Source organism: Blastococcus carthaginiensis (genome assembly GCF_030731085.1).
Lineage (GTDB): Bacteria > Actinomycetota > Actinomycetes > Mycobacteriales > Geodermatophilaceae > Blastococcus > Blastococcus carthaginiensis.
The window spans coordinates 267,638-287,833 of record NZ_JASNFN010000001.1 but is presented as its reverse complement, the minus strand read 5'-3'; the positions used below and the strand labels follow the sequence as shown (position 1 = coordinate 287,833).

The 20,196-nt window shown below is 73.9% G+C and carries 20 protein-coding genes; 7 read left to right on the top strand and 13 right to left on the bottom strand.

The annotated features are described in order from the left end of the window. Position 1 precedes the first annotated feature (1 nt). Positions 2 to 187 carry a hypothetical protein gene (locus QOZ88_RS01365; protein ID WP_305998040.1) on the bottom strand — a complete coding sequence of 62 codons (186 nt, stop codon included), beginning with the start codon at positions 185 to 187 and terminating at the stop codon, positions 2 to 4. 39 nt (positions 188 to 226) lie between these two features. On the opposite strand from QOZ88_RS01365, the gene QOZ88_RS01360 reads away from it, so the two are divergent. Continuing rightward, positions 227 to 1,291, top strand: a complete 1,065-nt coding sequence (locus QOZ88_RS01360; RefSeq protein ID WP_305998039.1) for a Glu/Leu/Phe/Val family dehydrogenase — start codon at positions 227 to 229, stop codon at positions 1,289 to 1,291. Positions 1,292 to 1,453: 162 nt separating this feature from the next. Beyond that, positions 1,454 to 1,675 carry a DUF3073 domain-containing protein gene (locus QOZ88_RS01355; protein WP_091930118.1) on the top strand — a complete coding sequence of 74 codons (222 nt, stop codon included), beginning with the start codon at positions 1,454 to 1,456 and terminating at the stop codon, positions 1,673 to 1,675. Between the two features lie 209 nt (positions 1,676 to 1,884). Here the strand turns inward: QOZ88_RS01355 and purM are convergent, their stop codons facing one another. Then, on the bottom strand, positions 1,885 to 2,943 hold the full coding sequence (purM, locus tag QOZ88_RS01350) for a phosphoribosylformylglycinamidine cyclo-ligase (RefSeq protein WP_305998038.1): 1,059 nt from the start codon (positions 2,941 to 2,943) through the stop codon (positions 1,885 to 1,887). Continuing rightward, entirely contained in the window at positions 2,940 to 4,505 is a 1,566-nt protein-coding gene (gene purF, locus QOZ88_RS01345; protein ID WP_305998037.1) for an amidophosphoribosyltransferase, read from the bottom strand. Before purF ends, purM begins: the two co-directional genes overlap by 4 nt. Before the next feature lie 157 nt (positions 4,506 to 4,662). Between purF and QOZ88_RS01340 the strand changes: the two genes are divergently transcribed. After that, positions 4,663 to 5,361 carry a DUF5701 family protein gene (locus QOZ88_RS01340; protein ID WP_305998036.1) on the top strand — a complete coding sequence of 233 codons (699 nt, stop codon included), beginning with the start codon at positions 4,663 to 4,665 and terminating at the stop codon, positions 5,359 to 5,361. Between the two features lie 76 nt (positions 5,362 to 5,437). On the opposite strand, the gene QOZ88_RS01335 is transcribed toward QOZ88_RS01340, so the two are convergent. Next, complete coding sequence (locus QOZ88_RS01335) at positions 5,438 to 6,046, bottom strand: MBL fold metallo-hydrolase (RefSeq protein WP_305998035.1); 609 nt, start codon at positions 6,044 to 6,046, stop codon at positions 5,438 to 5,440. Further along, complete coding sequence (locus QOZ88_RS01330) at positions 6,043 to 7,134, bottom strand: S-(hydroxymethyl)mycothiol dehydrogenase (protein ID WP_305998034.1); 1,092 nt, start codon at positions 7,132 to 7,134, stop codon at positions 6,043 to 6,045. The genes QOZ88_RS01335 and QOZ88_RS01330 overlap by 4 nt, the downstream gene beginning before the upstream one ends. 214 nt (positions 7,135 to 7,348) lie before the next feature. Between QOZ88_RS01330 and QOZ88_RS01325 the strand changes: the two genes are divergently transcribed. Further along, the gene (locus QOZ88_RS01325; RefSeq protein WP_305998033.1) at positions 7,349 to 8,764 is read left to right on the top strand and encodes an OFA family MFS transporter; all 1,416 of its coding nucleotides are present in this window, start codon (positions 7,349 to 7,351) and stop codon (positions 8,762 to 8,764) included. Beyond that, positions 8,761 to 8,907: an MFS transporter small subunit gene (locus tag QOZ88_RS01320; RefSeq protein ID WP_170852248.1), complete on the top strand. Its 147-nt coding sequence runs from the start codon at positions 8,761 to 8,763 to the stop codon at positions 8,905 to 8,907. The genes QOZ88_RS01325 and QOZ88_RS01320 overlap by 4 nt, the downstream gene beginning before the upstream one ends. Before the next feature lie 184 nt (positions 8,908 to 9,091). Here the strand turns inward: QOZ88_RS01320 and QOZ88_RS01315 are convergent, their stop codons facing one another. From QOZ88_RS01315 to purB, 7 genes are all read right to left on the bottom strand, one after another. Then, entirely contained in the window at positions 9,092 to 9,508 is a 417-nt protein-coding gene (locus QOZ88_RS01315; protein ID WP_305998032.1) for a sterol carrier family protein, read from the bottom strand. Beyond that, positions 9,508 to 11,874, bottom strand: a complete 2,367-nt coding sequence (gene purL / locus QOZ88_RS01310) for a phosphoribosylformylglycinamidine synthase subunit PurL (protein ID WP_305998031.1) — start codon at positions 11,872 to 11,874, stop codon at positions 9,508 to 9,510. Before purL ends, QOZ88_RS01315 begins: the two co-directional genes overlap by 1 nt. Then, complete coding sequence (gene purQ, locus QOZ88_RS01305; protein ID WP_305998030.1) at positions 11,871 to 12,542, bottom strand: phosphoribosylformylglycinamidine synthase subunit PurQ; 672 nt, start codon at positions 12,540 to 12,542, stop codon at positions 11,871 to 11,873. Before purQ ends, purL begins: the two co-directional genes overlap by 4 nt. A 4-nt stretch (positions 12,543 to 12,546) precedes the next feature. After that, on the bottom strand, positions 12,547 to 12,783 hold the full coding sequence (purS, locus tag QOZ88_RS01300; RefSeq protein WP_091930125.1) for a phosphoribosylformylglycinamidine synthase subunit PurS: 237 nt from the start codon (positions 12,781 to 12,783) through the stop codon (positions 12,547 to 12,549). A gap of 127 nt (positions 12,784 to 12,910) precedes the next feature. Continuing rightward, positions 12,911 to 13,645, bottom strand: coding sequence for an endonuclease domain-containing protein (locus tag QOZ88_RS01295; RefSeq protein WP_305998029.1), 735 nt, complete (start codon positions 13,643 to 13,645; stop codon positions 12,911 to 12,913). A 357-nt stretch (positions 13,646 to 14,002) separates the two neighbouring features. Further along, positions 14,003 to 14,863 carry a phosphoribosylaminoimidazolesuccinocarboxamide synthase gene (locus QOZ88_RS01290; protein ID WP_305998028.1) on the bottom strand — a complete coding sequence of 287 codons (861 nt, stop codon included), beginning with the start codon at positions 14,861 to 14,863 and terminating at the stop codon, positions 14,003 to 14,005. Then, positions 14,860 to 16,167 (bottom strand): adenylosuccinate lyase, encoded by a 1,308-nt coding sequence (purB, locus tag QOZ88_RS01285; RefSeq protein ID WP_305998027.1) that lies wholly within the window; start codon positions 16,165 to 16,167, stop codon positions 14,860 to 14,862. The genes QOZ88_RS01290 and purB overlap by 4 nt, the downstream gene beginning before the upstream one ends. 96 nt (positions 16,168 to 16,263) lie before the next feature. On the opposite strand from purB, the gene QOZ88_RS01280 reads away from it, so the two are divergent. Next, a complete protein-coding gene (locus QOZ88_RS01280; RefSeq protein ID WP_305998026.1) occupies positions 16,264 to 17,676 on the top strand; it encodes an AI-2E family transporter in 1,413 nt (470 codons plus the stop codon). On the opposite strand, the gene purD is transcribed toward QOZ88_RS01280, so the two are convergent. Continuing rightward, positions 17,673 to 18,956, bottom strand: a complete 1,284-nt coding sequence (gene purD, locus QOZ88_RS01275) for a phosphoribosylamine--glycine ligase (RefSeq protein WP_305998025.1) — start codon at positions 18,954 to 18,956, stop codon at positions 17,673 to 17,675. The two genes, QOZ88_RS01280 and purD, sit on opposite strands and share 4 nt — an antisense overlap. A 196-nt stretch (positions 18,957 to 19,152) precedes the next feature. Here purD and QOZ88_RS01270 point away from each other — a divergent pair, with 196 nt between their 5' ends. After that, positions 19,153 to 20,175, top strand: a complete 1,023-nt coding sequence (locus QOZ88_RS01270) for a glycerophosphodiester phosphodiesterase family protein (protein WP_305998024.1) — start codon at positions 19,153 to 19,155, stop codon at positions 20,173 to 20,175. Positions 20,176 to 20,196 lie beyond the last annotated feature (21 nt).

The following is a 20,196-nucleotide window of genomic DNA, read 5'->3' as shown; positions in this document are numbered from 1 at the left end:
GTCACAAAGGCAACACGCGGTGCCCACGCCGGGCCGCGCTGAGAACGCTCGGTGACCGTCTCGCTGCGATCGGTATGTCGACACCGGCGGCCTGCCCGACCACCCCGCACTGGCCGCCGGGCCGCTCCAGCTCGTGCGCGAGCGCGATCGCCACCGACTGCCGCTCGCCGCCGGAGAGCGTGCCCATCGGGCGCTCCACGCCGTCCGGGCGGCCTAGGCTCTCATCGTGGACGTGCTGACATCCGGTCATGAGCAGGTCGTCTTCTGCAGCGATCCCCGATCGGGGTTGAGGGCGATCATCGCCATCCACTCGACCGCGCTCGGGCCGGCGCTGGGGGGCACGCGCTTCTACCCCTACGCCGACGAGGACGCGGCGGTGGCCGACGTGCTGCGGCTCTCGGCCGCCATGTCGTACAAGAACAGCCTGGCCGGCCTGGACCTCGGCGGCGGCAAGGCCGTGATCATCGGGGATCCGCGCACCGACAGGACCGAGGCGCTGCTGCGGGCCTACGGGCGGTTCGTGGAGTCGCTGGGCGGGCGCTACCTCACCGCCTGCGACGTCGGCACGTCCAACGCCGACCTCGACCTCGTGGGCCGCGAGACGCGGTATGCGCACGGCCGGTCGGAGGCCTACGGCGGGTGCGGCGACTCCTCCGTGCTGACCGCCTACGGGGTCTTCCAGGGCATGCGGGCGGCCGCCCAGCACTGCTGGGGGACGCCGTCGCTGGCGGACCGGACGGTCGCCGTGGCGGGCGTGGGCAAGGTCGGCTCGTGGCTCGTGGACCACCTGGTCCAGGACGGCGCCGACGTGGTGGTCACCGACGTCGATCCCGGCGCCGTGGAGCGGGTGCGGACCCGGCACCCGCAGGTGCGCGCCGCCGCCGACACCGCCGCCCTGGTGCGGACGCCGCACGACGTCTACGCACCCTGCGCCCTCGGCGGGGCGCTGGACGAGGAGACCGTGGCGGCGCTGACCGGCCGGATCATCTGCGGCGGCGCGAACAACCAGCTCGCCGACCCGGAAGCGGCCGAGCGGCTGCGCGCCCGCGGCATCCTCTACGCACCCGACTACCTGGTGAACGCCGGCGGCGTGATCCAGGTGGAGGACGAGCGGCACGGCTTCTCGTTCGACCGCGCCCGGGCCAAGGCGTCGGGGATCTTCGACGTCGCCCTGCGGGTGTTCGCGCTGGCCGACGCCGAGGGCGTCTCCCCCGCCGTCGCCGCCGACCGGCTGGCCCAGGAGCGGATCGACTCGGTCGGCCGGCTGGCCACGATCCGGCTCCCGCGCTGAGCGGCGGAGGGCTCGCGCACCTCGGGAGGGGGAGGGCGTGTGCCCCTCGCCGATCCGTGTCGTAATGTTGTCCGAGACATAGTCACTCAGTCGGGGTCGCCACGCGGGCCGCATCAGCCGCTTGGCTGGGCCTCCGCACTCCGTAATGAGGGGGTCGAGCCGATGGGGCGCGGCCGAGCGAAGGCCAAGCAGACACGCGTGGCCCGTGAGCTCAAGTACAGCTCACCGAACACCGACCTCTCCGCGCTGCAGCGGGAGCTGGCCGGTTCTCCGTCGACGTACACCGCGCCCAGCGCGGCGAACGACGACGAGGACGAGGACGACGAGTACGCCGACCGCTGGGCGGACGACGACTCGGACGACGACTGGGCGGCCAGCCGCTGACCGGCGGCCCGACCAGCTGATCCGTCCGATCCCACGACACCGCAGCCCTCCGGGGCAGCGGTGTCGTGGCGTTGCGTGCCGGGATCCGGGTCGTCCGGCGGCGCCGCGCGAGCCCTGAGCCCGCGTGATCCCGGGCACGTCGTCGCCGCCCCGGCTCCGCAGCGCTCAGCCGGCGACCACGGACCCGGGGTGGAACGCCCGGGGCGTCGTCAGCGGTAGGTGCCGACGAGCTCGGCGGCCGGCGCGCCGCCGGCGTGCTCGCGCACGGTGCCGGCGACCCACGCGGGCACGCCGCGCGCGGTGAGCAGCGCGACGGCGGCGTCCGCCTGCTCCGGCGCCACCGACGCCACCATGCCGACGCCGCAGTTGAAGGCCCGCTCGCTCTCCGCCCGCGGCACCCCGTGCTCCTCCATGAGTCGGACGGCGGCCGGGAGCGCCCAGGTGGAGCGGTCCAGGACCGCCTGCAGGCCCTCGGGGACGACCCGCGCGGTGTTCCCGGCCAGCCCGCCGCCGGTGATGTGGGCGTAGGCGTGCACCGCCCCGACGCCGAGTTCCGCGACCAGGGCGAGGCAGTCACGGGCGTAGATGCGGGTGGGTTCCAGCAGTTCGTCGCCCAGCGGCCGGTCCAGGCCCGCCGGCGTGGCGGTGAGGTCCAGCCCGGCGGCGGAGACGACGCGCCGCACCAGCGAGTAGCCGTTGGAGTGGAAGCCGCTGGAGGCCATGGCGATCACCGCGTCGCCGGCGCGCACCCGCTCGGGGCCCAGCACGGCGTCGGCCTCCACGACCCCGACCGCGGTGGCGGCGAGGTCGTACTCGTCGGCGTCCATGAGGTCGCCGTGCTCGGCGGTCTCGCCCCCGACCAGCGCGGCGCCGGCCAGCGTGCAGCCGGCGGCGATGCCGGTGACGATGGCCGCGATGCGCTCCGGCACGACCGTGCCGCAGGCCACGTAGTCCTGGAGGAACAGCGGCTCGGCGCCGCAGGCGACCAGGTCGTCGACGACCATCGCGACCAGGTCGATGCCGACCGTGTCGTGCCGGTCCAGCTGCCGGGCCAGGGCGAGCTTCGTCCCGACGCCGTCGGTGGAGGAGGCCAGCAGCGGCCGCCGGTACTTCTGCACGTCGAGGGCGAAGAGGCCGGCGAACCCACCGAGCCCGCCCACGACCTCCGGCCGGTGGGTGCGCTCGACCGCGGCCTTCATCAGGGTGACGGCACGCTCACCGGCGTCGATGTCGACACCGGAGGCGGCGTAGGTGAACGTCTCGCTCACGGCCGCCTCAGCGCGTCCTCGGCGCCACCGGGCACGATCGCGCTGCCGGCCTGCTGCCCGGTCCAGCCACTCACGGCACGCTGACCGATGCCCTCGAGCACGTGCTTGCCGAGCACCTCGGGCTCGCCGAGGTCGATCGGGTACTCGCCGGTGAAGCAGGCGGTGCACAGCCGGTTGACCGGCTGCTCGGTGGCGGCGATCAGCCCCTGCTCGGAGACGTAGCCCAGCGAGTCGGCGTTGATCGAGGCGCGGACGCCGTCGATGTCCAGGCCGTTGGCGATGAGCTCGGCCCGGCTGGCGAAGTCGATCCCGTAGAAGCAGGGCCACTTGACCGGGGGGGAGGCGATCCGCACGTGAACCTCCACCGCCCCGGCCTCGCGCAGCATCCGGATCAGCGCCCGCTGGGTGTTGCCGCGCACGATCGAGTCGTCGACGACGACCAGCCGCTTGCCGCGGATGACGTCGCGCAGCGGGTTCAGCTTGAGCCGGATGCCCAGCTGCCGGATGGTCTGGCTGGGCTGGATGAACGTGCGCCCGACGTAGGAGTTCTTGACCAGGCCCAGCCCGTAGGGGATGCCCGATGCCTCGGCGTACCCGACCGCGGCCGGCACGCCGGACTCGGGGACCGGGATGACCAGATCGGCCTCGGCCGGGTGCTCGGCGGCCAGCCGCCGGCCGATCTCGACGCGGGCGGCGTGCACCCCGCGGCCGGAGATCGTGGTGTCCGGGCGGGCGAGGTAGACGTACTCGAAGACGCAGCCCTTGGGGTCGGCAGGGGCGAAGTGCTGGCTGCGCAGGCCGTTCTCGTCGATCGCGATCAGCTCACCGGGCTCGACCTCGCGGACCACCGAGGCCCCGACGATGTCGAGTGCCGCCGTCTCGCTGGCCACGACCCAGCCGCGCTCCAGGCGGCCGAGCACCAGCGGCCGCACGCCCTGCGGGTCGCGGGCGGCGTAGAGCGTGTCCTCGTCCATGAAGGTGAGGCTGAACGCGCCGCGCAGCTGCGGCAGCACCTCCATGGCGGCGGCCTCGACCGAGAGGTCGGGGCGGGCGGCGATGAGCGCGGTGACCAGGTCGGAGTCGTTGGTGGCCACGAAGGCACCCGGAACCCCGGCGTCGGCGGCCCTGCTGGCGAGCTCGGCGGTGTTCACCAGGTTGCCGTTGTGGCACAGCGCCAGGCCGGTGCCGGCCTCGGTGGTGCGGAACGTGGGCTGGGCGTTCTCCCAGGTGGAGGCCCCGGTGGTGGAGTACCGGGCGTGGCCGACCGCCAGGTGGCCGCGCAGGCTGCCGAGGGTCGGCTCGTCGAAGACCTGGCTGACCAGGCCGAGGTCCTTGTAGACGACGACCGAGACGCCGTCGGACACCGCGATGCCGGCCGCCTCCTGCCCTCGGTGCTGCAGGGCGTACAGGCCGAAATAGGTCAGCTTCGCGACCTCCTCACCCGGCGCCCAGACACCGAAGACGCCGCAGGCGTCCTGGGGGCCGGGGAACTGGGGATCGAGGTCGTGCGTCAGCCGTCCATCACCACGGGGCACGAGGTCGAGCGTACCGGCGTCCGTCACCTCGCCTCCGAGGCGCTCGCGCGCACCGCGCCTTGTCGCCGGACCGTCCTCGCTGGTCACCGACCGGATCCGCGCCCGGCCGGCCACCTCCGACGGGAACCTCACCAGCCCCACCCGCGTTGAGCGGCAACCCCCTCGCCGCCTCGGAGGTCCCGCCGTGCCCACCACGCCCACCGCTCACCCGCTCGCGCCGCTCCCGCTCGCCCCGCTCCCGGCCGCCCCCCTCCCGGCCGCCCCGCTCCCGGCCGCCACCGCGCAGGCCGAGCGGTTGATCGCCCTCGGCGTGCCCGGGATCGCCGGCCTCGACCCGGCGGAGCTCCGCGCCGCCGCGGGCACCCTCCCCCCGGGTGCCCTGCTGGTGGTGCACCCCGACCGGGCCCCGGTGTCGGCGCTCGCCCCGCTGCTCGAGCTCGACGGCCGGCCCGGTTTCGTCGTCGAGGACATGACCGACGTCGACGCGTTCGGCCCCGCCGGCGGGGTGGAGCTCCCCGCGGACGCGGTCTACGCCGTCACCGGGCTCGACCGGGGTGACGGGATGCGGAACTGGAGCCCCGACGAAGCGCTCCCCGCCCTCGGCGCCGCCGGCCGGACCCCGCTCACGCTGGGCGAGGGCGTGCACTGGCTGCTGCAGTGCCCCGAGGTGCTCGAGCGCAACGCCTGCTTCATGACCGTGGGCTCCCGGCTGCGGAAGAGCGACGGCCGCCTCGACGCCCGGACGCCGGCGCTGTGGATCAGCAACGGCACCGGACGCGACGGGCGCGAGCGCCGGGGCGCCCCCAAGGTCGGCTGGTGCTGGGCGGGCAACCGGCACACCTGGCTGGGCATCGCCTCGGCGGCCGCCCGGGTCCCGCGCTGACCCGGGGCATAGGAAGCTTTACCTACGGTTTCGAGGCCAGTTCCACACGTAAAGCTTCCTATGCCCGGGTCTCGGCTCAGCCGATGTTGCGCAGCTCCGCGGCGATGGTGGTGTCGTCGCCGTGCCCGGTCTTCACGACGGTGTCGCCGTGCAGGCTGAGCAGCTGCGCACGGATCGACCTCAGGATCGTCGGGTGGTCGCTGAAGGACCGGCCCGTCGCGCCCGGCCCGCCGCAGAACAGCGTGTCGCCGGTGAAGACGGTGCTCAGGTCCGGGGCGTGCAGGCAGGTGCTGCCCGGCGAGTGACCCGGGGTGTGCAGCGCGACCAGCCGGGTGCCGGCGACGGTGAACACCGTGCCCGGCCGGAGGTCGCGGTCGGGCCCGGCGTCCGGGTGGGTCATGTCCCACAGCATCCGGTCGGCGGCGTTGAACCAGATCGGGGCGCCGGTGGCCTCGCGCAGCGCGGGAGCGGCGGTGATGTGGTCGTTGTGCCCGTGGGTGAGGACGATCGCGGTGACCTCTCGGCCGCCGATCGCCGCCACGACGGGCGCGGCGTCGTGCGGGGCGTCGATGACCAGCACCTGCTCGTCGTCCCCGACCAGCCAGACGTTGTTCTCGACGTCGAAGTCCTGCCCGTCCAGGGAGAAGACGCCCGGGATCACGACCTGCTCGATGCGTGCGCTCACCGGTCGAACACCACGACCGAGCGCAGCACCTCACCGTGGTGCATCTTCCCGAACGCCTGCTCGACGTCGTCCAGCCCGATCGTCTCGGAGACGAAGGCGTCGAGGTCGAAGCGGCCCTGCAGGTAGAGGTCCACCAGCATCGGGAAGTCGCGGCTGGGCAGGCAGTCGCCGTACCAGGAGGACTTCACCGCGCCGCCGCGGCCGAAGACCTCGATCGCCGGCAGGGTGATCTCCATCCCCGGCGTCGGCACGCCCACCATGACAACCCGGCCGGCGAGATCGCGGGCGTAGAACGCCTGCTCGAACACCTTCGGGTGGCCCACGGCGTCGATCGCGACGTCCACACCGAACCCGCCGGTGAGCGCCTTGATCGCCTCGACCGGGTCGGTCTCCCGGGAGTTGACCGTGTGGGTGGCGCCGAACTGCTCGGCCCACTCCAGCTTCCGGTCGTCGATGTCGACGGCGATGATCGTCGTCGCGCCGGCCAGCTTCGCGCCGGCCACCGCGGCATCCCCCACGCCGCCGCAGCCGAACACGGCCACGGTCTCCCCGCGCTGCACGCCACCGGTGTTGATCGCCGCGCCGACGCCGGCCATGACACCGCAGCCCAGCAGCCCGGCCGCGGTCGGCGGCGCTGCGGGGTCGACCTTGGTGCACTGCCCGGAGTGGACCAGTGTCTTCTCCGCGAACGCGCCGATGCCCAGCGCCGGGGAGAGCTCCGTGCCGTCGGTGAGCGTCATCTTCTGCGCGGCGTTGTGGGTGTTGAAGCAGTACTGCAGCTGACCCTTGCGGCAGGCGCGGCACTCCCCGCACACCGCCCGCCAGTTCAGCACCACGTAGTCGCCCACGGCCACGTTCGTCACACCGTCCCCCACGGCCGAGACGACGCCGGCCGCCTCGTGACCGAGCAGGAAGGGGAACTCGTCGTTGATGCCGCCCTCGCGGTAGTGCAGGTCGGTGTGGCACACCCCGCACGCCTGCACGTCCACGACCGCCTCACCGGGACCGGGATCGGGCACCACGATCGTCTCGACCGACACCGGCAGGCCCTTGCCGCGGGCCACCACACCTCGCACCTCGTACGCCATGTGACGAAGCCTAGGGCCACCCCTGGGATGCACTCCCGGGCCATCCAGCCCATGGACGGTGAGTCACACCCTGGTCACAGCCGCCTGTTGAACGCGCAATCTGCTGGCGCACCACGTACGGTGCCACGCGATAGCGACCCAGATCACAGATCATCGGGCGCGTCCCGGTCGCGGCCAACCGGCCGTACCGGTCCCGTCCCCGGAGGTTGTCCCCGTGGCAGTACCCAGCTTCCTGGCGCGTGAGCGGATCATCGCCAAGCCAGGCTTCAACCGGTGGTTGATCCCACCCGCCGCGCTCGCCGTGCACCTGAGCATCGGCCAGGCCTACGCCACCAGCGTCTACAAGGTGGCGCTCGTCGAGCACTTCGACGCCAGCCTCACCGCGATCGGCATCATCTTCTCGCTGGCGATCGTCATGCTCGGCGTGTCCGCCGCGCTCTTCGGCACGTGGGTCGACAAGAACGGCCCCCGCGCCGCGATGGCCACCGCTGCCGTCTTCTGGTCGGCCGGCTTCCTCGTGGGCTCCCTCGGCATCTTCACCAACCAGCTCTGGCTGGTCTACCTCGGCTACGGCGTCCTCGGCGGCATCGGCCTGGGCATCGGCTACATCTCGCCGGTCTCCACGCTGATCAAGTGGTTCCCCGACCGGCCGGGCCTGGCCACCGGCATGGCGATCATGGGCTTCGGTGGTGGCGCCATGGTGGCCTCGCCGCTGTCCCGCCAGCTGATGAACTGGTACGACGAGGACTACACCGGCGCGGCCGGTGAGGTCGCCAGCGGCAACTCCGTCGCCCTCCTGTTCCTCACCCTCGGCCTGCTCTACCTGGTCTTCATGCTGTTCGGCGCCCTCATCGTGCGGGTGCCCGCAGCCGACTGGCGGCCGCACGGCTTCGACCCGGCGACGGTCAAGCAGAAGGCCCTGGTCACGACCGAGAACGTCTCCGCCAGCAACGCGATCAAGACGCCGCAGTTCTGGCTGCTGTGGACGGTCCTGTTCTGCAACGTGACCGCGGGCATCGGCATCCTCGAGCAGGCCGCCCCGATGATCCAGGACTTCTTCCGCGAGGGTGGGACCTCTGCCGTGGCGGCCGCCGCCGCCGCCGGCTTCGTCGGGTTGCTGTCGCTGTTCAACATGGCCGGCCGCTTCGCGTGGTCGACCACGTCGGACTACATCGGCCGCAAGCCGATCTACATGGTGTACCTGGGCGTCGGCATCGTGCTCTACATCGGGCTGGCCACCATCGGCAGCAGCGCGGTGTGGCTGTTCGTCGCGCTGGCCGCGGTGATCATCAGCTTCTACGGCGGTGGGTTCGCGACCGTCCCGGCGTACCTGCGCGACCTGTTCGGCACCTACCAGGTCGGCGCCATCCACGGCCGGCTGCTGACCGCGTGGGCGGCGGCGGGCATCGCCGGACCGCTCATCATCAACGGCATCCTGGACGCGCAGGGGGAGCCGGGGAACCTGGTCGCCTCCGACTACCGGCCCGCCCTGTTCATCATGGTCGGCATCCTGGGCGTCGGCTTCGTCGCCAACCTGCTGATCAAGCCGGTCTCCGAGAAGTACTTCGAGCCGAAGAACACCGACATCCCCACCGCTGCAGCGGAACCCGAGAGGAGCACCATCCGATGAGCTCGACGTCCTCCACCGGTGAGCAGCCGGCCTCGAGCACCCCGGGGGGCTTCATCGCCTTCGCCTGGGCGCTGGTCGGCATCCCGCTCGTCTACGGGCTGTACAACACCGTGAAGGCGGCCAGCGCCCTCTTCACCGGCTGACCGCTCCTCAGCACCACCGGCGCCCCCGTCCGCATCCCGCGGGCGGGGGCGTCTGCCGTTCCGCGGTGTCGTGCCGAGTGGGGCCCGGAGGGGCTCCGCTCAGCTCGGGGACGGCTCCTGGCAGCGGTGTCGTGCCGAGTGGGGCCCCGGAGGGTTCCGCGCGGGCGCGACGGAGGGGCTCCGCTCAGCTCGGGGACGGCGCCTGGCCGCGGTGTCGCCCGGAGGGCGACAGGGGGCTCAGCGGCAGGTGGGCGCCGAGATCGGCGCGGCTGCCGCTCGCGCTGACCCCGCCCTCGGCGAGCGCCTCGTCCCAGGTGACCTGACCGGTGGCCAGCCGCAGCCAGGTGGCGGCGTCGGTCTCCACCACGTTGGGCGGGGTGCCCCGGGTGTGCCGCGGCCCCTCGATGCACTGCACGGCGACGAACGGGGGCACCCGCAGCTCCACGGAGCGTCCCGGCACCTGCTGGGCCAGCCAGCGGGCGCTCGTCTTCACCGCCGCACCCAGCACCGCCCGGGGCGGCCGCTCGGCCTCGCCCGCCAGCCAGGCCCGCACCGGGTCGACCACCGCCCGCAGCTCGTCGGCCGGGATGGGGGCCGGCATCAGGAGGTCGGGACGGTGCCCGCCGGAACGGTGCCGACCGCGTCCTCGGGCGCTCCGAACAGCGCCGGCAGGGTGGCGCTCCAGGTGGCCCGCAGCTCGTCCAGCGGCAGCTCGGCCAGCCCGTCGACCGACAGCGCGTCGCCACCGGTGGTCCCGAGCTCGGTCACCGGCACGCCGGCCCAGCGGGCGGTGGTCTTCACGCCGCCGGGGTCGGACGTGGTGACGACGACGCGCGCCGTCGACTCGCTGAACAGCGCGGTGAACGGGTCCTCGCCCAGCTCGAGGCGGGCGCCGACGCCGTGGCGCAGCGCCGACTCGGCCAGCGCCTGGGCGAGACCGCCGTCGGCCAGGTCGTGCGCGGAGCCGACCAGGCCTGCCTTCGTCAGCGCGGCGAGGAGGTCGGCGAGCTTGCGTTCCGCCGCCAGGTCCACCGCCGGCGGCCGCCCGCCGAGGTGGCCGTGCACGACCGACGCCCACGCCGAACCGCCGAACTCCGGCCGCGTCTCGCCGAGCAGCAGCACCGTCTCCCCCGCCGCCCGCCAGCCGCTGGGCACCCGGGTGCGGACGTCCTCATGCACGCCCAGCACACCGATCACCGGCGTCGGGTTGATGGCGACATCGCCGGTCTGGTTGTAGAGGCTGACGTTGCCGCCGGTGACCGGCAGGCCGAGCTCGCGGCAGGCGTCGGCCAGGCCGCGGACGGCCTCGGCGAACTGCCACATGACCTCGGGGTTCTCCGGGGAGCCGAAGTTGAGGCAGTTGGTGACGGCGAGGGGCTTCGCGCCGGAGACGGCGACGTTGCGGTATGCCTCGGCGAGGTTGAGCTGCGCGCCGGTGTAGGGGTCCAGGCGGGCGTAGCGGCCGTTGCCGTCGAGGGAGAGGGCGATGCCGCGGTGGCTCTGCTCGTCGATGCGGACCACGCCGGCGTCGTCGGGCTGCGCCAGGACGGTGTTGCCGCGGACGTAGCGGTCGTACTGCTCGGTGATCCAGGTCTTGTCCGCGCCGTCCGGGCTGCTGACGACGGCCAGCCAGTGCGCCTGGAGCTCCTCGGGCGTGGTGGGGCGGGGCAGCCCTGCGGCGTCGTCGGCCTGCAGCACGTCGAGGTCGGCGGGGCGGGCCATCGGCCGCTCGTACACCGGGCCCTCGTGCGCGACGGTGCGCGGCGGGACGTCGACGATCCGCTCGCCGTGCCAGTCGACGGTGAGCCGCTCGCCGTCGGTGACCTCACCGATGACGGTGGCCAGCACGTCCCACTTCGCGCAGACCGCGAGGAAGGCATCCACCTTGCCCGGCTCGACGATCGCGCACATGCGCTCCTGCGACTCGCTCATCAGGATCTCGGCGGGCGTCAGGGTGCTGTCCCGCAGCGGGACGGTGTCGAGGTCGACGTGCATGCCGCCGGTGCCGGCGCTCGCCAGCTCGGAGGTCGCGCAGGACAGCCCGGCGCCGCCGAGGTCCTGGATCCCGGTGACGAGGTCTTGGGCGAAGATCTCCAGGCAGGCCTCGATGAGCAGCTTCTCGGTGAACGGGTCGCCGACCTGGACGGACGGGCGCTTCGCCGGCCCCTCGGCGTCAAAGGTCTCCGACGCCAGCACGCTCACGCCGCCGATGCCGTCGCCGCCGGTGCGGGCGCCGAACAGGATGACCTTGCTGCCCGCGCCCTCGGCCTTGGCCAGCCGCACGTCCTCGTGCTTCATCACACCGACGCACAGCGCGTTGACCAGGGGGTTGCCGGCGTAGCAGTCGTCGAAGAGCACCTCGCCGCCGATGTTGGGCAGCCCCAGGCAGTTGCCGTAGCCCCCGACGCCGGCGACGACGCCGGGCAGCACGCGGGCGGTGTCGGGGGCGTCGGCGCGGCCGAAGCGCAGCGAGTCCATGACCGCGACCGGGCGGGCGCCCATCGTCAGGATGTCGCGCACGATGCCACCCACACCGGTGGCCGCGCCCTGGTAGGGCTCGACGTAGCTCGGGTGGTTGTGGCTCTCCACCTTGAAGGTGACCGCGTAGCCGTCGCCGACGTCGACGACGCCCGCGTTCTCGCCGATGCCGACGAGCAGCGCATCGCTGGGCGGGAGGTCGCCGAACCGGCGCAGGTGCACCTTGCTGGACTTGTAGGAGCAGTGCTCGCTCCACATGACCGAGTACATCGCCAGCTCCGCCGTCGTGGGGCGGCGGCCGAGGATGCCCTTGATCCGGGCGTACTCGTCGGCCCCGAGCCCGAGCTCGGCGTAGGGCTGCTCGTCGTCCGGCGTGCTCGCGGCGAGCTCGACGGTGTCCAGCCGGTGGGCCAGCCGGCCGGGGCCGGTGTCGAGCTCGGAGAGCCCTGCGGTGGCGCTGGCCCGGCCCGCCGTCACGTCGTCGCTCACGCGTTCACGACCGCCTTCAGGACGCTGGTGAAGAAGCCGAGGCCGTCGGTCGACGGCCCGGTGAGGTCCTCGATCGCGTGCTCGGGGTGCGGCATGAGCCCCACGACGCGCCCGCTGTCGCTGGCCACCCCGGCGATGTCGCGGCTGGAGCCGTTCGGGTTGCCGCCGACGTAGCGGAACACCACCCGGCCCTCGCCCTCGAGCCGGTCGAGGTCGGCGTCGGCGGCCACGTACCGGCCCTCGCCGTTCTTGACCGGGATGACGATGCGCCGGCCGACCTCGTAGTCCTGCGTCCAGGCGGTGTCGGCGCGCTCGACGGCCAGCACCTGGTCGCGGTTGCGGAAGTGCAGGTGGCTGTTGCGGGTGAGCGCCCCGGGCAGCAGGCCCGCCTCGCAGAGCACCTGGAAACCGTTGCAGATGCCCAGCACCGGCAGGCCGCCGTTCGCCGCGACCACGACGTCCTGCATCAGGGGCGAGCGGGCGGCGATGGCGCCGGCACGCAGGTAGTCGCCGTAGGAGAAACCGCCGGGGAGGACGACGGCGTCGACGCCCCGCAGGTCGTGATCAGCGTGCCAGAGAGCGACCGGCTCGCCACCGGCCAGCCGTACCGCGCGCGCGGCGTCGACGTCGTCCAGGGAGCCCGGGAAGGTGATGACACCGATGCGCATGGCTTCAGGCTCCCAGGTGCAGCTCGACGTCCTCGATGACCGGGTTGGCCAGCAGCGTCTCGGCGATCTGCTTCAGCTCGGCCTCGTCGGGCGTCCCGTCGACCTCGAGCACGAAGTGCTTGCCCTGGCGGACGCTCCGGATGGAATCGTGGCCGAGCCGGCCGAGCGCGCCGAGCACCGCCTGACCCTGGGGGTCGCTGATCTCCGGCTTCAGGACGACGTCGACGACCACGCGGGACACGCCGACGAGCCTACCGGGGCGGCTCACCCACCCGGCGTGACCCTGCTCTCCCCGCCCACCGCCTCGCCGAGTGCGACGAACTCGTGGCCATCGCGGCCCGATAACCACGAGTTCGTCGCACTCGCGCTCAGTTGCCCGTCAACGCTCGGGTGAGCAACCGGAGAATCCCCGCCTGCCGACCGAGAACGTCGGCCGAGCTGAACCGCAGCACCTGCCACCCGGCCAGCACGAGGCCGTTCTGCCGGCGCAGGTCGTTGACGAAGACCCGCCGCTCGCGGTGCACGTCGCCGTCGAACTCCACCAGCGCCCGCCGCTCCGGCCAGGCCATGTCGACGGCCGCGAGGAAGCGGCCCCGCTCGTCACGGACCTCGTGCTGGAGAACCGGGCACGGCAGTCCCGCGTCGAGGATCGCCCACCGGAGGACCGACTCCATGGGGGAGCCCGCACGGCGGTCGCCCCGTCCCATCACCGCCCGCGCGCGAGCGGCTCCCCGCCGTCCGCGGTAGCGCCGGACGACGTGCGCGAACTGGTCGGCCGGGTAGCCCTGGGCGAGCAGTTGGTCGGTGACCGCCAGGAGCGCCGCAGGCGGCACCGCACCGGCGAGGTCGATCCAGGTCCGGCTGGGCGAGGTCACGAGCAGGCCGTCGATGCGCCGCGTCTCGGGGGCGGGCACGACCGAGGCGTGAACCACCCGGTCCGCCCGCGATCGGACACGGGCACCCGGCGGCACGGTGAGGTGCACCCGCCGGTCGTCGTCGACCAGCGGGACTTCGAGGTCCCACAGCTCCGCCGCCGTCCGGTGGCTGAGCACCGAGCCGGCGGGAGCACCCAGGAGGACGGCGTCGATGCGCTGCCGCAGCATCCGTCCCGCATCTCGCGGCAGGTACGTGTCCCTCGACGTCCGGATGATTCCGTCATGCCGTAGCTGCCAGTCGCTCACCCCGGTCGAGCGGGCTCCACGTCGGTCGGTCGGCGCGTGGATGCGCGGCGGAACGGGCGGGGTCGGCACCCGGGCAGCCTGCCCGGACGCCGCGAAGGCCCGCTGGCGTCGTCCACAGGCGGACCGAGTGCGACGAACTCGTGGCGATCAGCGGCTGATGGCCACGAGTTCGTCGCACTCGCGGCGGAGCACGGCGGGGTGGTGGGGCGGAGCGGGGCGGGGCGGCGGAGCGGGGCGGGTCGGGTCGGGTCGGGTCGGGTCGGGTCGGGTCGGGTCGGGTCAGGCGAAGGTCTGGCCGGTGAGGCGCTCGTAGGCGGTCACGTAGCGCTCGCGGGTGGCGGCGACGACGTCCTCCGGGAGCTCGGGCGGCTCGGACACGCGGTCCCACCCCGACGACGTCAGCCAGTCGCGCACGAACTGCTTGTCGTACGACGGCTGCACCGCCCCGGGCGACCAGGTGTCGGCCGGCCAGAAGCGGGACGAGTCGGGGGTGAGCACCTCGTCGCCCAGGACGAGGGAGTCCCCCGCCGCCCCGAACTCGAACTTCGTGTCGGCCAGCACGATCCCCGCGTCGGCGGCGATCTCCGCCCCGCGCCGGTACAGCGCCAGGGTCAGCTCACGCAGCTCCTCCGCCCGGGAGGCACCGACCAGCGAGATCACGCGGGGGAAGTCGATCGGCTCGTCGTGCTCGCCCATCTCCGCCTTGGTGGACGGCGTGAACACCGGCGAGGGCAGCTGCGAGCCCTCCACCAGGCCCGCGGGCAGGGCGACGTCGCGGATCGAGCCGGTGCGCTCGTACTCCTTCGTCCCCGAACCGCTGAGATAGCCGCGGGCCACGCACTCCACCGGCAGCATCTCCAGCCGCCGGACGAGGATCGCGCGACCGGCGACGTCCGCCGGCACGTCCGACGCCGACACCAGGTGGTGCGTCGCGCCGAACGACGACAGCACCGGGGTCAGCTGCTCGAACCACCACACCGACAGCCGGGTCAGCACGGCGCCCTTGTCCGGGATCGGCGTGGGCAGCACGAAGTCGTAGGCCGAGATGCGGTCCGAGGCGACCAGCAGCAGCCGGTCGGGGCCGGCGTCGTAGATCTCCCGCACCTTGCCGCGGGCGACCAGCGGGAGATCCACGCTCACGAGAGCGCAGCCAGCCGGTCGAACAGCGGACCGAGGTTCGCCACGTACTGCTCCGGCCGGCAGATCTCGTCCAGCCGCCCCTCGTCCAGCGCCACCCCGGAGGCATCGGCACGGGAGCGCAGCGTCGAGCGGAAGGGGACACCGGAGTTCCACGTCTCCATGGCCGCCGACTGGACGAGGGCGTAGGCGTCCTCGCGCGACTGCCCGCCCTCGACCAGCTCGAGCAGCACCGAGGAGGTGTAGATCAGCCCGCCGGTGGACTCCAGGTTGGCCCGCATGCGCTCGGCGTCCACGACCAGGTTCTCGACCAGGCCCGTGGTCAGGTGCAGCAGGTAGTCGGTGGTGATCGCGGAGTCGGGCAGGAACACCCGCTCGGTGGAGGAGTGCGAGATGTCGCGCTCGTGCCAGAGCGGGATGCCCTCCATGACCGGCACGATCGCCGCGCGCACGACGCGGGCCAGCCCGGCGATCCGTTCGGAGCGGATCGGGTTCTTCTTGTGCGGCATCGCGCTCGAGCCCTTCTGGCCCGACCCGAACGCCTCGGACAGCTCGCGCACCTCCGTGCGCTGGCCGTGCCGCACCTCGAGGGCGACCGCCTCGCAGACGGTGGCGATGATCGCCAGCGCGGAGACCCACTCGCTGATCGAGTCGCGCAGCACCACCTGGGTGGAGGCGTCGGCGGGCTGCAGGTCGAGCGCCTCGGCGACGGCGACCTCGACCGAGGGGTCGATCAGCGAGTACGTGCCGACGGCGCCGGAGATGGCGACGACGCCGACCCGCTCGCGCGCCGCCCGCAGCCGGTCCCGCGACCGGGCCGCGGCGAAGGCCAGGTCGGCGACCCGGTGCCCCCACACGTCCGGCTCGGCGTGCACGCCGTGGGTGCGGCCCACCTTGATGGTGCCGCGGTGCGCCAGGCCGTGGTCGCGCAGCGCCGCCACCAGCCGGTCGGCCTTGGCCAGCAGGATGTCGGTGGCCTCGGTGAGCTGCACGGCGAGCGCGGTGTCCAGCAGGTCCGACGACGTCATGCCGTGGTGCACGAACGCGGCGGCCGAGCGCGGCTCGGTGTTGTCCGCCCAGGCCGTGAGGAAGGCGATGACGTCGTGCTGCGTCGTCTCCTCGATCTCGGCGACCCGCTCGGCCGAGGGCGGCGGCGCGTCCCGCACCGGCTCGACGACGTCGGCCGGCACCCGGCCCGCGGCGGCGTGCGCCTCCAGGACGAGCGTCTCGACGCGGCACCACAGCTCGTACTTGTGGGCGTCGCTCCAGACCCGGCCCATCTCGGGGAGGGTGTAGCGCTCGATCATGCGGGTACCGCCCGCCACCGGTCAGCTCGTCGCAGCACGGGGACAGTCTCCCGCAGGGCTAGCGTGATCACGAACGGCCCCTACCGGAGGTGATCGATGCGGCGTCGCGCCCGGGATCTCGCCACGCGGGCTCGCGAGCGCATCCGCGCCGCGCGGGAGCACGATCCGCACGCCTGGCACCACCACCACGGCCCGCCCGACCCGTACCCGGTCGGCATCCGGGGCGACGGCGCGCACGCCGACGGCGCCGGCCGGGACGACGCCGGCGCCCCGCTCCCGCTGGGCAGCCCGGCCCCCGGCGCCCCGTACCTCGACGGCGCGCTGGGCCCGGGCGGGGTCAGCGGCCCGCCCGCGCCCGGCTCCCCGGCGCCGCACCTGGACGGGCACGTGCCCGGCGCGCACCGCAGCGGGCCGGAGGACGTCGTCCCGTTCGGGCTGCGCACCGCGGCGGCCTGGTCGTGGCGGCTGATCGTGGTGATCGCCGGGTTCTCCGTGCTGCTCTGGGCCGCGGCCCACCTCGCGGTCGTCATCGTCCCGGTGCTCGTGGCGCTGCTGCTCTCCGCGCTGCTGCAGCCGGGCGCCGCAGGGCTGGTCCGGCGCGGGTGGCCGCCCTCCCTGGCCGCGTTCACCATGCTGCTGGTCGGCCTGACCGTGGTCGCCGGCATCATCACGCTCGTCGTCGAGCGGTTCACCGCGGGCTTCGCCGACCTGGCCGAGCAGGTCAGCGAGGGGCTGGAGCAGGTGCAGACGTTCGTCGTCCGCAGCTTCCCCATCACCGAGGGGCAGCTCGCCGACCTCCTCACCCAGGCCCAGGACGTGCTGATCGACAACCAGGACACCCTGGCCTCCGGTGCGCTGACGACCGCGGCGACGGTGGGCGAGGTCGTCGCCGGCATCGTGCTGGCGCTGTTCACCCTGTTCTTCTTCCTGAAGGACGGCCGGTCCATCTGGCTGTGGCTGGTGGGCCTCTTCCCCGCCCCCTCGCGCGCCTACGTCGACGAGGCCGCCCGGCGCTCCTGGCGCACGCTCATCTCCTACGTCCGCGCGACCGTCGTGGTGGCGCTGGTCGACGCGGTGGGCATCGGGATCGGGCTGGCGGTGCTCGGGGTGCCGCTGGTGATCCCGCTGGCCGCGCTGGTGTTCCTCGGCGCCTTCGTGCCGATCATCGGCGGGTTCCTGGCCGGCACGGTGGCGGTGCTGGTGGCGCTGGTCTCCAACGGCCCGATCACCGCGCTGATCACGCTCGCCGTCGTCATCGGCGTCATGCAGCTCGAGGGGCACGTCCTGCAGCCGCTGCTGCTGGGCCGGGCGGTGCGGGTGCACCCGCTGGCGGTGGTGCTCGCGATCGCCGCGGGCCTGCTGATCGGCGGCATCTTCGGCGCGCTCATCGCCGTCCCCACGGTGGCCTGCGTGAACGTCGCGGGCACCTACCTCAGCCGCCGGCACGAGGGCCCGCGGCCACCCGAGCCCCGGCCCGAGCGCGCCCGTCCCGTGGTCGCGGCGGGTTAAGCGAGGGCGATCCGGCCCTCGACCGCGGCCAGCGCGATGTCGGTGCGCCAGTGCGCGTCGGCCAGCCGCACGCCGGCGACCCGCTCGTAGGCGGCCTGCCGCGCGGCGGCGAGGTCGTCGCCGGTCGCGGTGACGGCCAGCACCCGCCCGCCGGCGGAGAGCACGGTGCCGTCGTCGGCGAGCGCGGTGCCGGCGTGCAGCACGCCCTCGCCGTCGGCGCCGGTGACCGGGTCCCCGGTGCGCGGCGCCTCGGGGTACCCCGGCGCGGCGACGACGACGGTGACCGCGGCACCCTCGCGCCAGCGCAGCGGCGGGTGCTCGCCGAGGGTGCCGGTGGCCGCGGCGTGCAGCAGCCCACCCAGCGGCGTCTCCAGCAGCGGCAGGACGACCTGGGTCTCGGGATCGCCGAACCGGGCGTTGAACTCCACCACCCGGACGCCGCGCGAGGTGAGGGCCAGCCCGGCGTAGAGCAGGCCGGTGAAGGTCTCGCCGCGGCGGGCCAGCTCGTCCACGGTCGGCTGGAGCACGGTGGCCAGCACCTCGTCGACCAGCCCCGCCGGGGCCCACGGCAGCGGGGCGTAGGCGCCCATACCGCCGGTGTTGGGGCCGGCGTCGCCGTCGTCGCGGCGCTTGTGGTCCTGTGCGGGGACGAGTGGCAGCACCGTCGTCCCGTCGGTGACGGCGAACAGCGACACCTCCGGCCCGTCGAGGTACTCCTCGACCAGCACGGCGCCACCGGCGTCGAGCACCCGCCGGCCGTGCGCGGCGGCGGCCTCCCGGTCGGGGGTGACGACGACGCCCTTGCCCGCGGCCAGCCCGTCGTCCTTCACGACGTAGGGCGCGCCGCCGGTGAGGGCCGCGACCTCGTCGAGCGCCGTCTCCAGCTCGGCCGGGCCACCGACCGGCCACGAGCGCGCGGTCGGGACGCCGGCCGCGCTCATCACGTGCTTGGCGAAGGACTTGCTGCCCTCCAGCTGCGCGGCCTGCGCCGAGGGGCCGAAGCACGCGATCCCCGCCTCGCGCACGGCGTCCGCCGCCCCGGCCACCAGCGGCACCTCGGGGCCGATCACCACGAGGTCGGCCCGCCAGTCGCGCGCCAGCGCCGCCACCGCGAGCGGGTCGGCCGCGGCGAGCTGCCCCCCTCCGGGAGGCGGCGGTGCGGTGCCGCGCGTGCCGGCGTTGCCGGGGGCGCAGGCGAGCGCGCCCACCGCGGGGTCGGACTGCAGAGCCACGCACAGGGCGTGCTCCCGGGCACCGGAGCCGATCACCAGCACGCGCACGATCCGCGACCCTACCGATGCCGCACACCGACGGCCCCCAGGCAGGGGCGCAGTCCCACCCGTCACAGACACACCGTGTGAGATCGCCCACGCCGGCTCCGGGCCTCCGCTGGTCAGCGCGGTGGCCGCTCGATCGTGCGCAATCCGTCCCCTCCAGTTCGCCCTCGATTCATCCGATTCATGTGTTGTGGGTGCCATGCGCGCGACCGAGTCGCTGACCGACCGGCCAGTGACACGCCTTCCCCGGCCCGTCGTCATCGGACACCGCGGAGCCCCGGCCTACCGGCCGGAGCACACGCGGGCCAGCTTCGAGCTGGCCGTCGACCTGGGCGCCGACCTCATCGAGCCCGACGTCGTGCTCAGCCGCGACGGCGTGCTCGTCGTCCGGCACGAGACCGAGCTCTCCCTGTCCACCGACGTGGCCGACCACCCGGAGTTCGCCGACCGCCGGACCACGAAGGTGGTGGACGGCGAGCTGTGCACCGGCTGGTTCACCGAGGACTTCGCCTACGCCGAGCTGCGCACGCTGCGCGCGGTCGAGCGGATGCCCGCACTGCGCCCGCTGAACACCGCCTACGACGGCCGGTTCGGCATCCTGACGCTGGGCGAGGTCGTCGAGCTGGCGCGCTGCCGCTCCACCGCCGACCGCCGCGTCCGCGTGCTCGCGGAGCTCAAGCACGCCGAGTGCACCGAGGCGGGCCGCTCGATGGCCGGCCTCGTCGCCGAGGAGCTGCGCCGACTCGGGGCCGACCGCGCCGATGGAGACGTCGTGCTGCAGTCGTTCGACCCGGCGGTGCTCCGCCGCCTGCGCGCGCTGCTCGGCGAGGACGGCCCGCAGCTGGGCCAGCTCGTCGCCGACCTCCCCGCAGGCGACGCCATGGTCACGCCCGCCGGGCTGCGCGAGGTCTCCACGTACGCGCAGGTGATCGGTCCGAGCCGGGAACGCGTGCTGGCCAGCGCCGCCGCGCAGGCGCTGACCGGCACGCCCCACCTGGTGGAGCAGGCGCACGCGGCCGAGCTGGCGGTGTTCTGCTGGACGCTGCGGGCGGAGAACGCCTTCCTGCCCGAGCACCTCAGGCGCGGCACGGCACCCGACGGGCTCGGCGACGCCGTCGGTGACGCGATGGCGCTGCTCGCGCTGGGGGTCGACGGCCTGATCAGCGACTCCCCCGACCACGCCGTCCGCGCCCGCACGGCGGTCACCGCCCAACTGGTCTGACAGCGGCGGGTGGGACGCGAC

Bases quoted from the DNA above. Each gene is read 5' to 3' on its own strand.
- QOZ88_RS01365 (WP_305998040.1), bottom strand. From the start codon at position 187: ATGGGCACGCTCTCCGGCGGCGAGCGGCAGTCGGTGGCGATCGCGCTC.
- QOZ88_RS01355 (WP_091930118.1), top strand. From the start codon at position 1,454: ATGGGGCGCGGCCGAGCGAAGGCCAAGCAGACACGCGTGGCCCGTGAG.
- QOZ88_RS01330 (WP_305998034.1), bottom strand. From the start codon at position 7,134: ATGGCGTACGAGGTGCGAGGTGTGGTGGCCCGCGGCAAGGGCCTGCCG.
- QOZ88_RS01320 (WP_170852248.1), top strand. From the start codon at position 8,761: ATGAGCTCGACGTCCTCCACCGGTGAGCAGCCGGCCTCGAGCACCCCG.
- QOZ88_RS01315 (WP_305998032.1), bottom strand. From the start codon at position 9,508: ATGCCGGCCCCCATCCCGGCCGACGAGCTGCGGGCGGTGGTCGACCCG.
- purQ (WP_305998030.1), bottom strand. From the start codon at position 12,542: ATGCGCATCGGTGTCATCACCTTCCCGGGCTCCCTGGACGACGTCGAC.
- QOZ88_RS01295 (WP_305998029.1), bottom strand. From the start codon at position 13,645: ATGCTGCGGCAGCGCATCGACGCCGTCCTCCTGGGTGCTCCCGCCGGC.
- purB (WP_305998027.1), bottom strand. From the start codon at position 16,167: ATGATCGAGCGCTACACCCTCCCCGAGATGGGCCGGGTCTGGAGCGAC.
- QOZ88_RS01280 (WP_305998026.1), top strand. From the start codon at position 16,264: ATGCGGCGTCGCGCCCGGGATCTCGCCACGCGGGCTCGCGAGCGCATC.
- QOZ88_RS01270 (WP_305998024.1), top strand. From the start codon at position 19,153: ATGCGCGCGACCGAGTCGCTGACCGACCGGCCAGTGACACGCCTTCCC.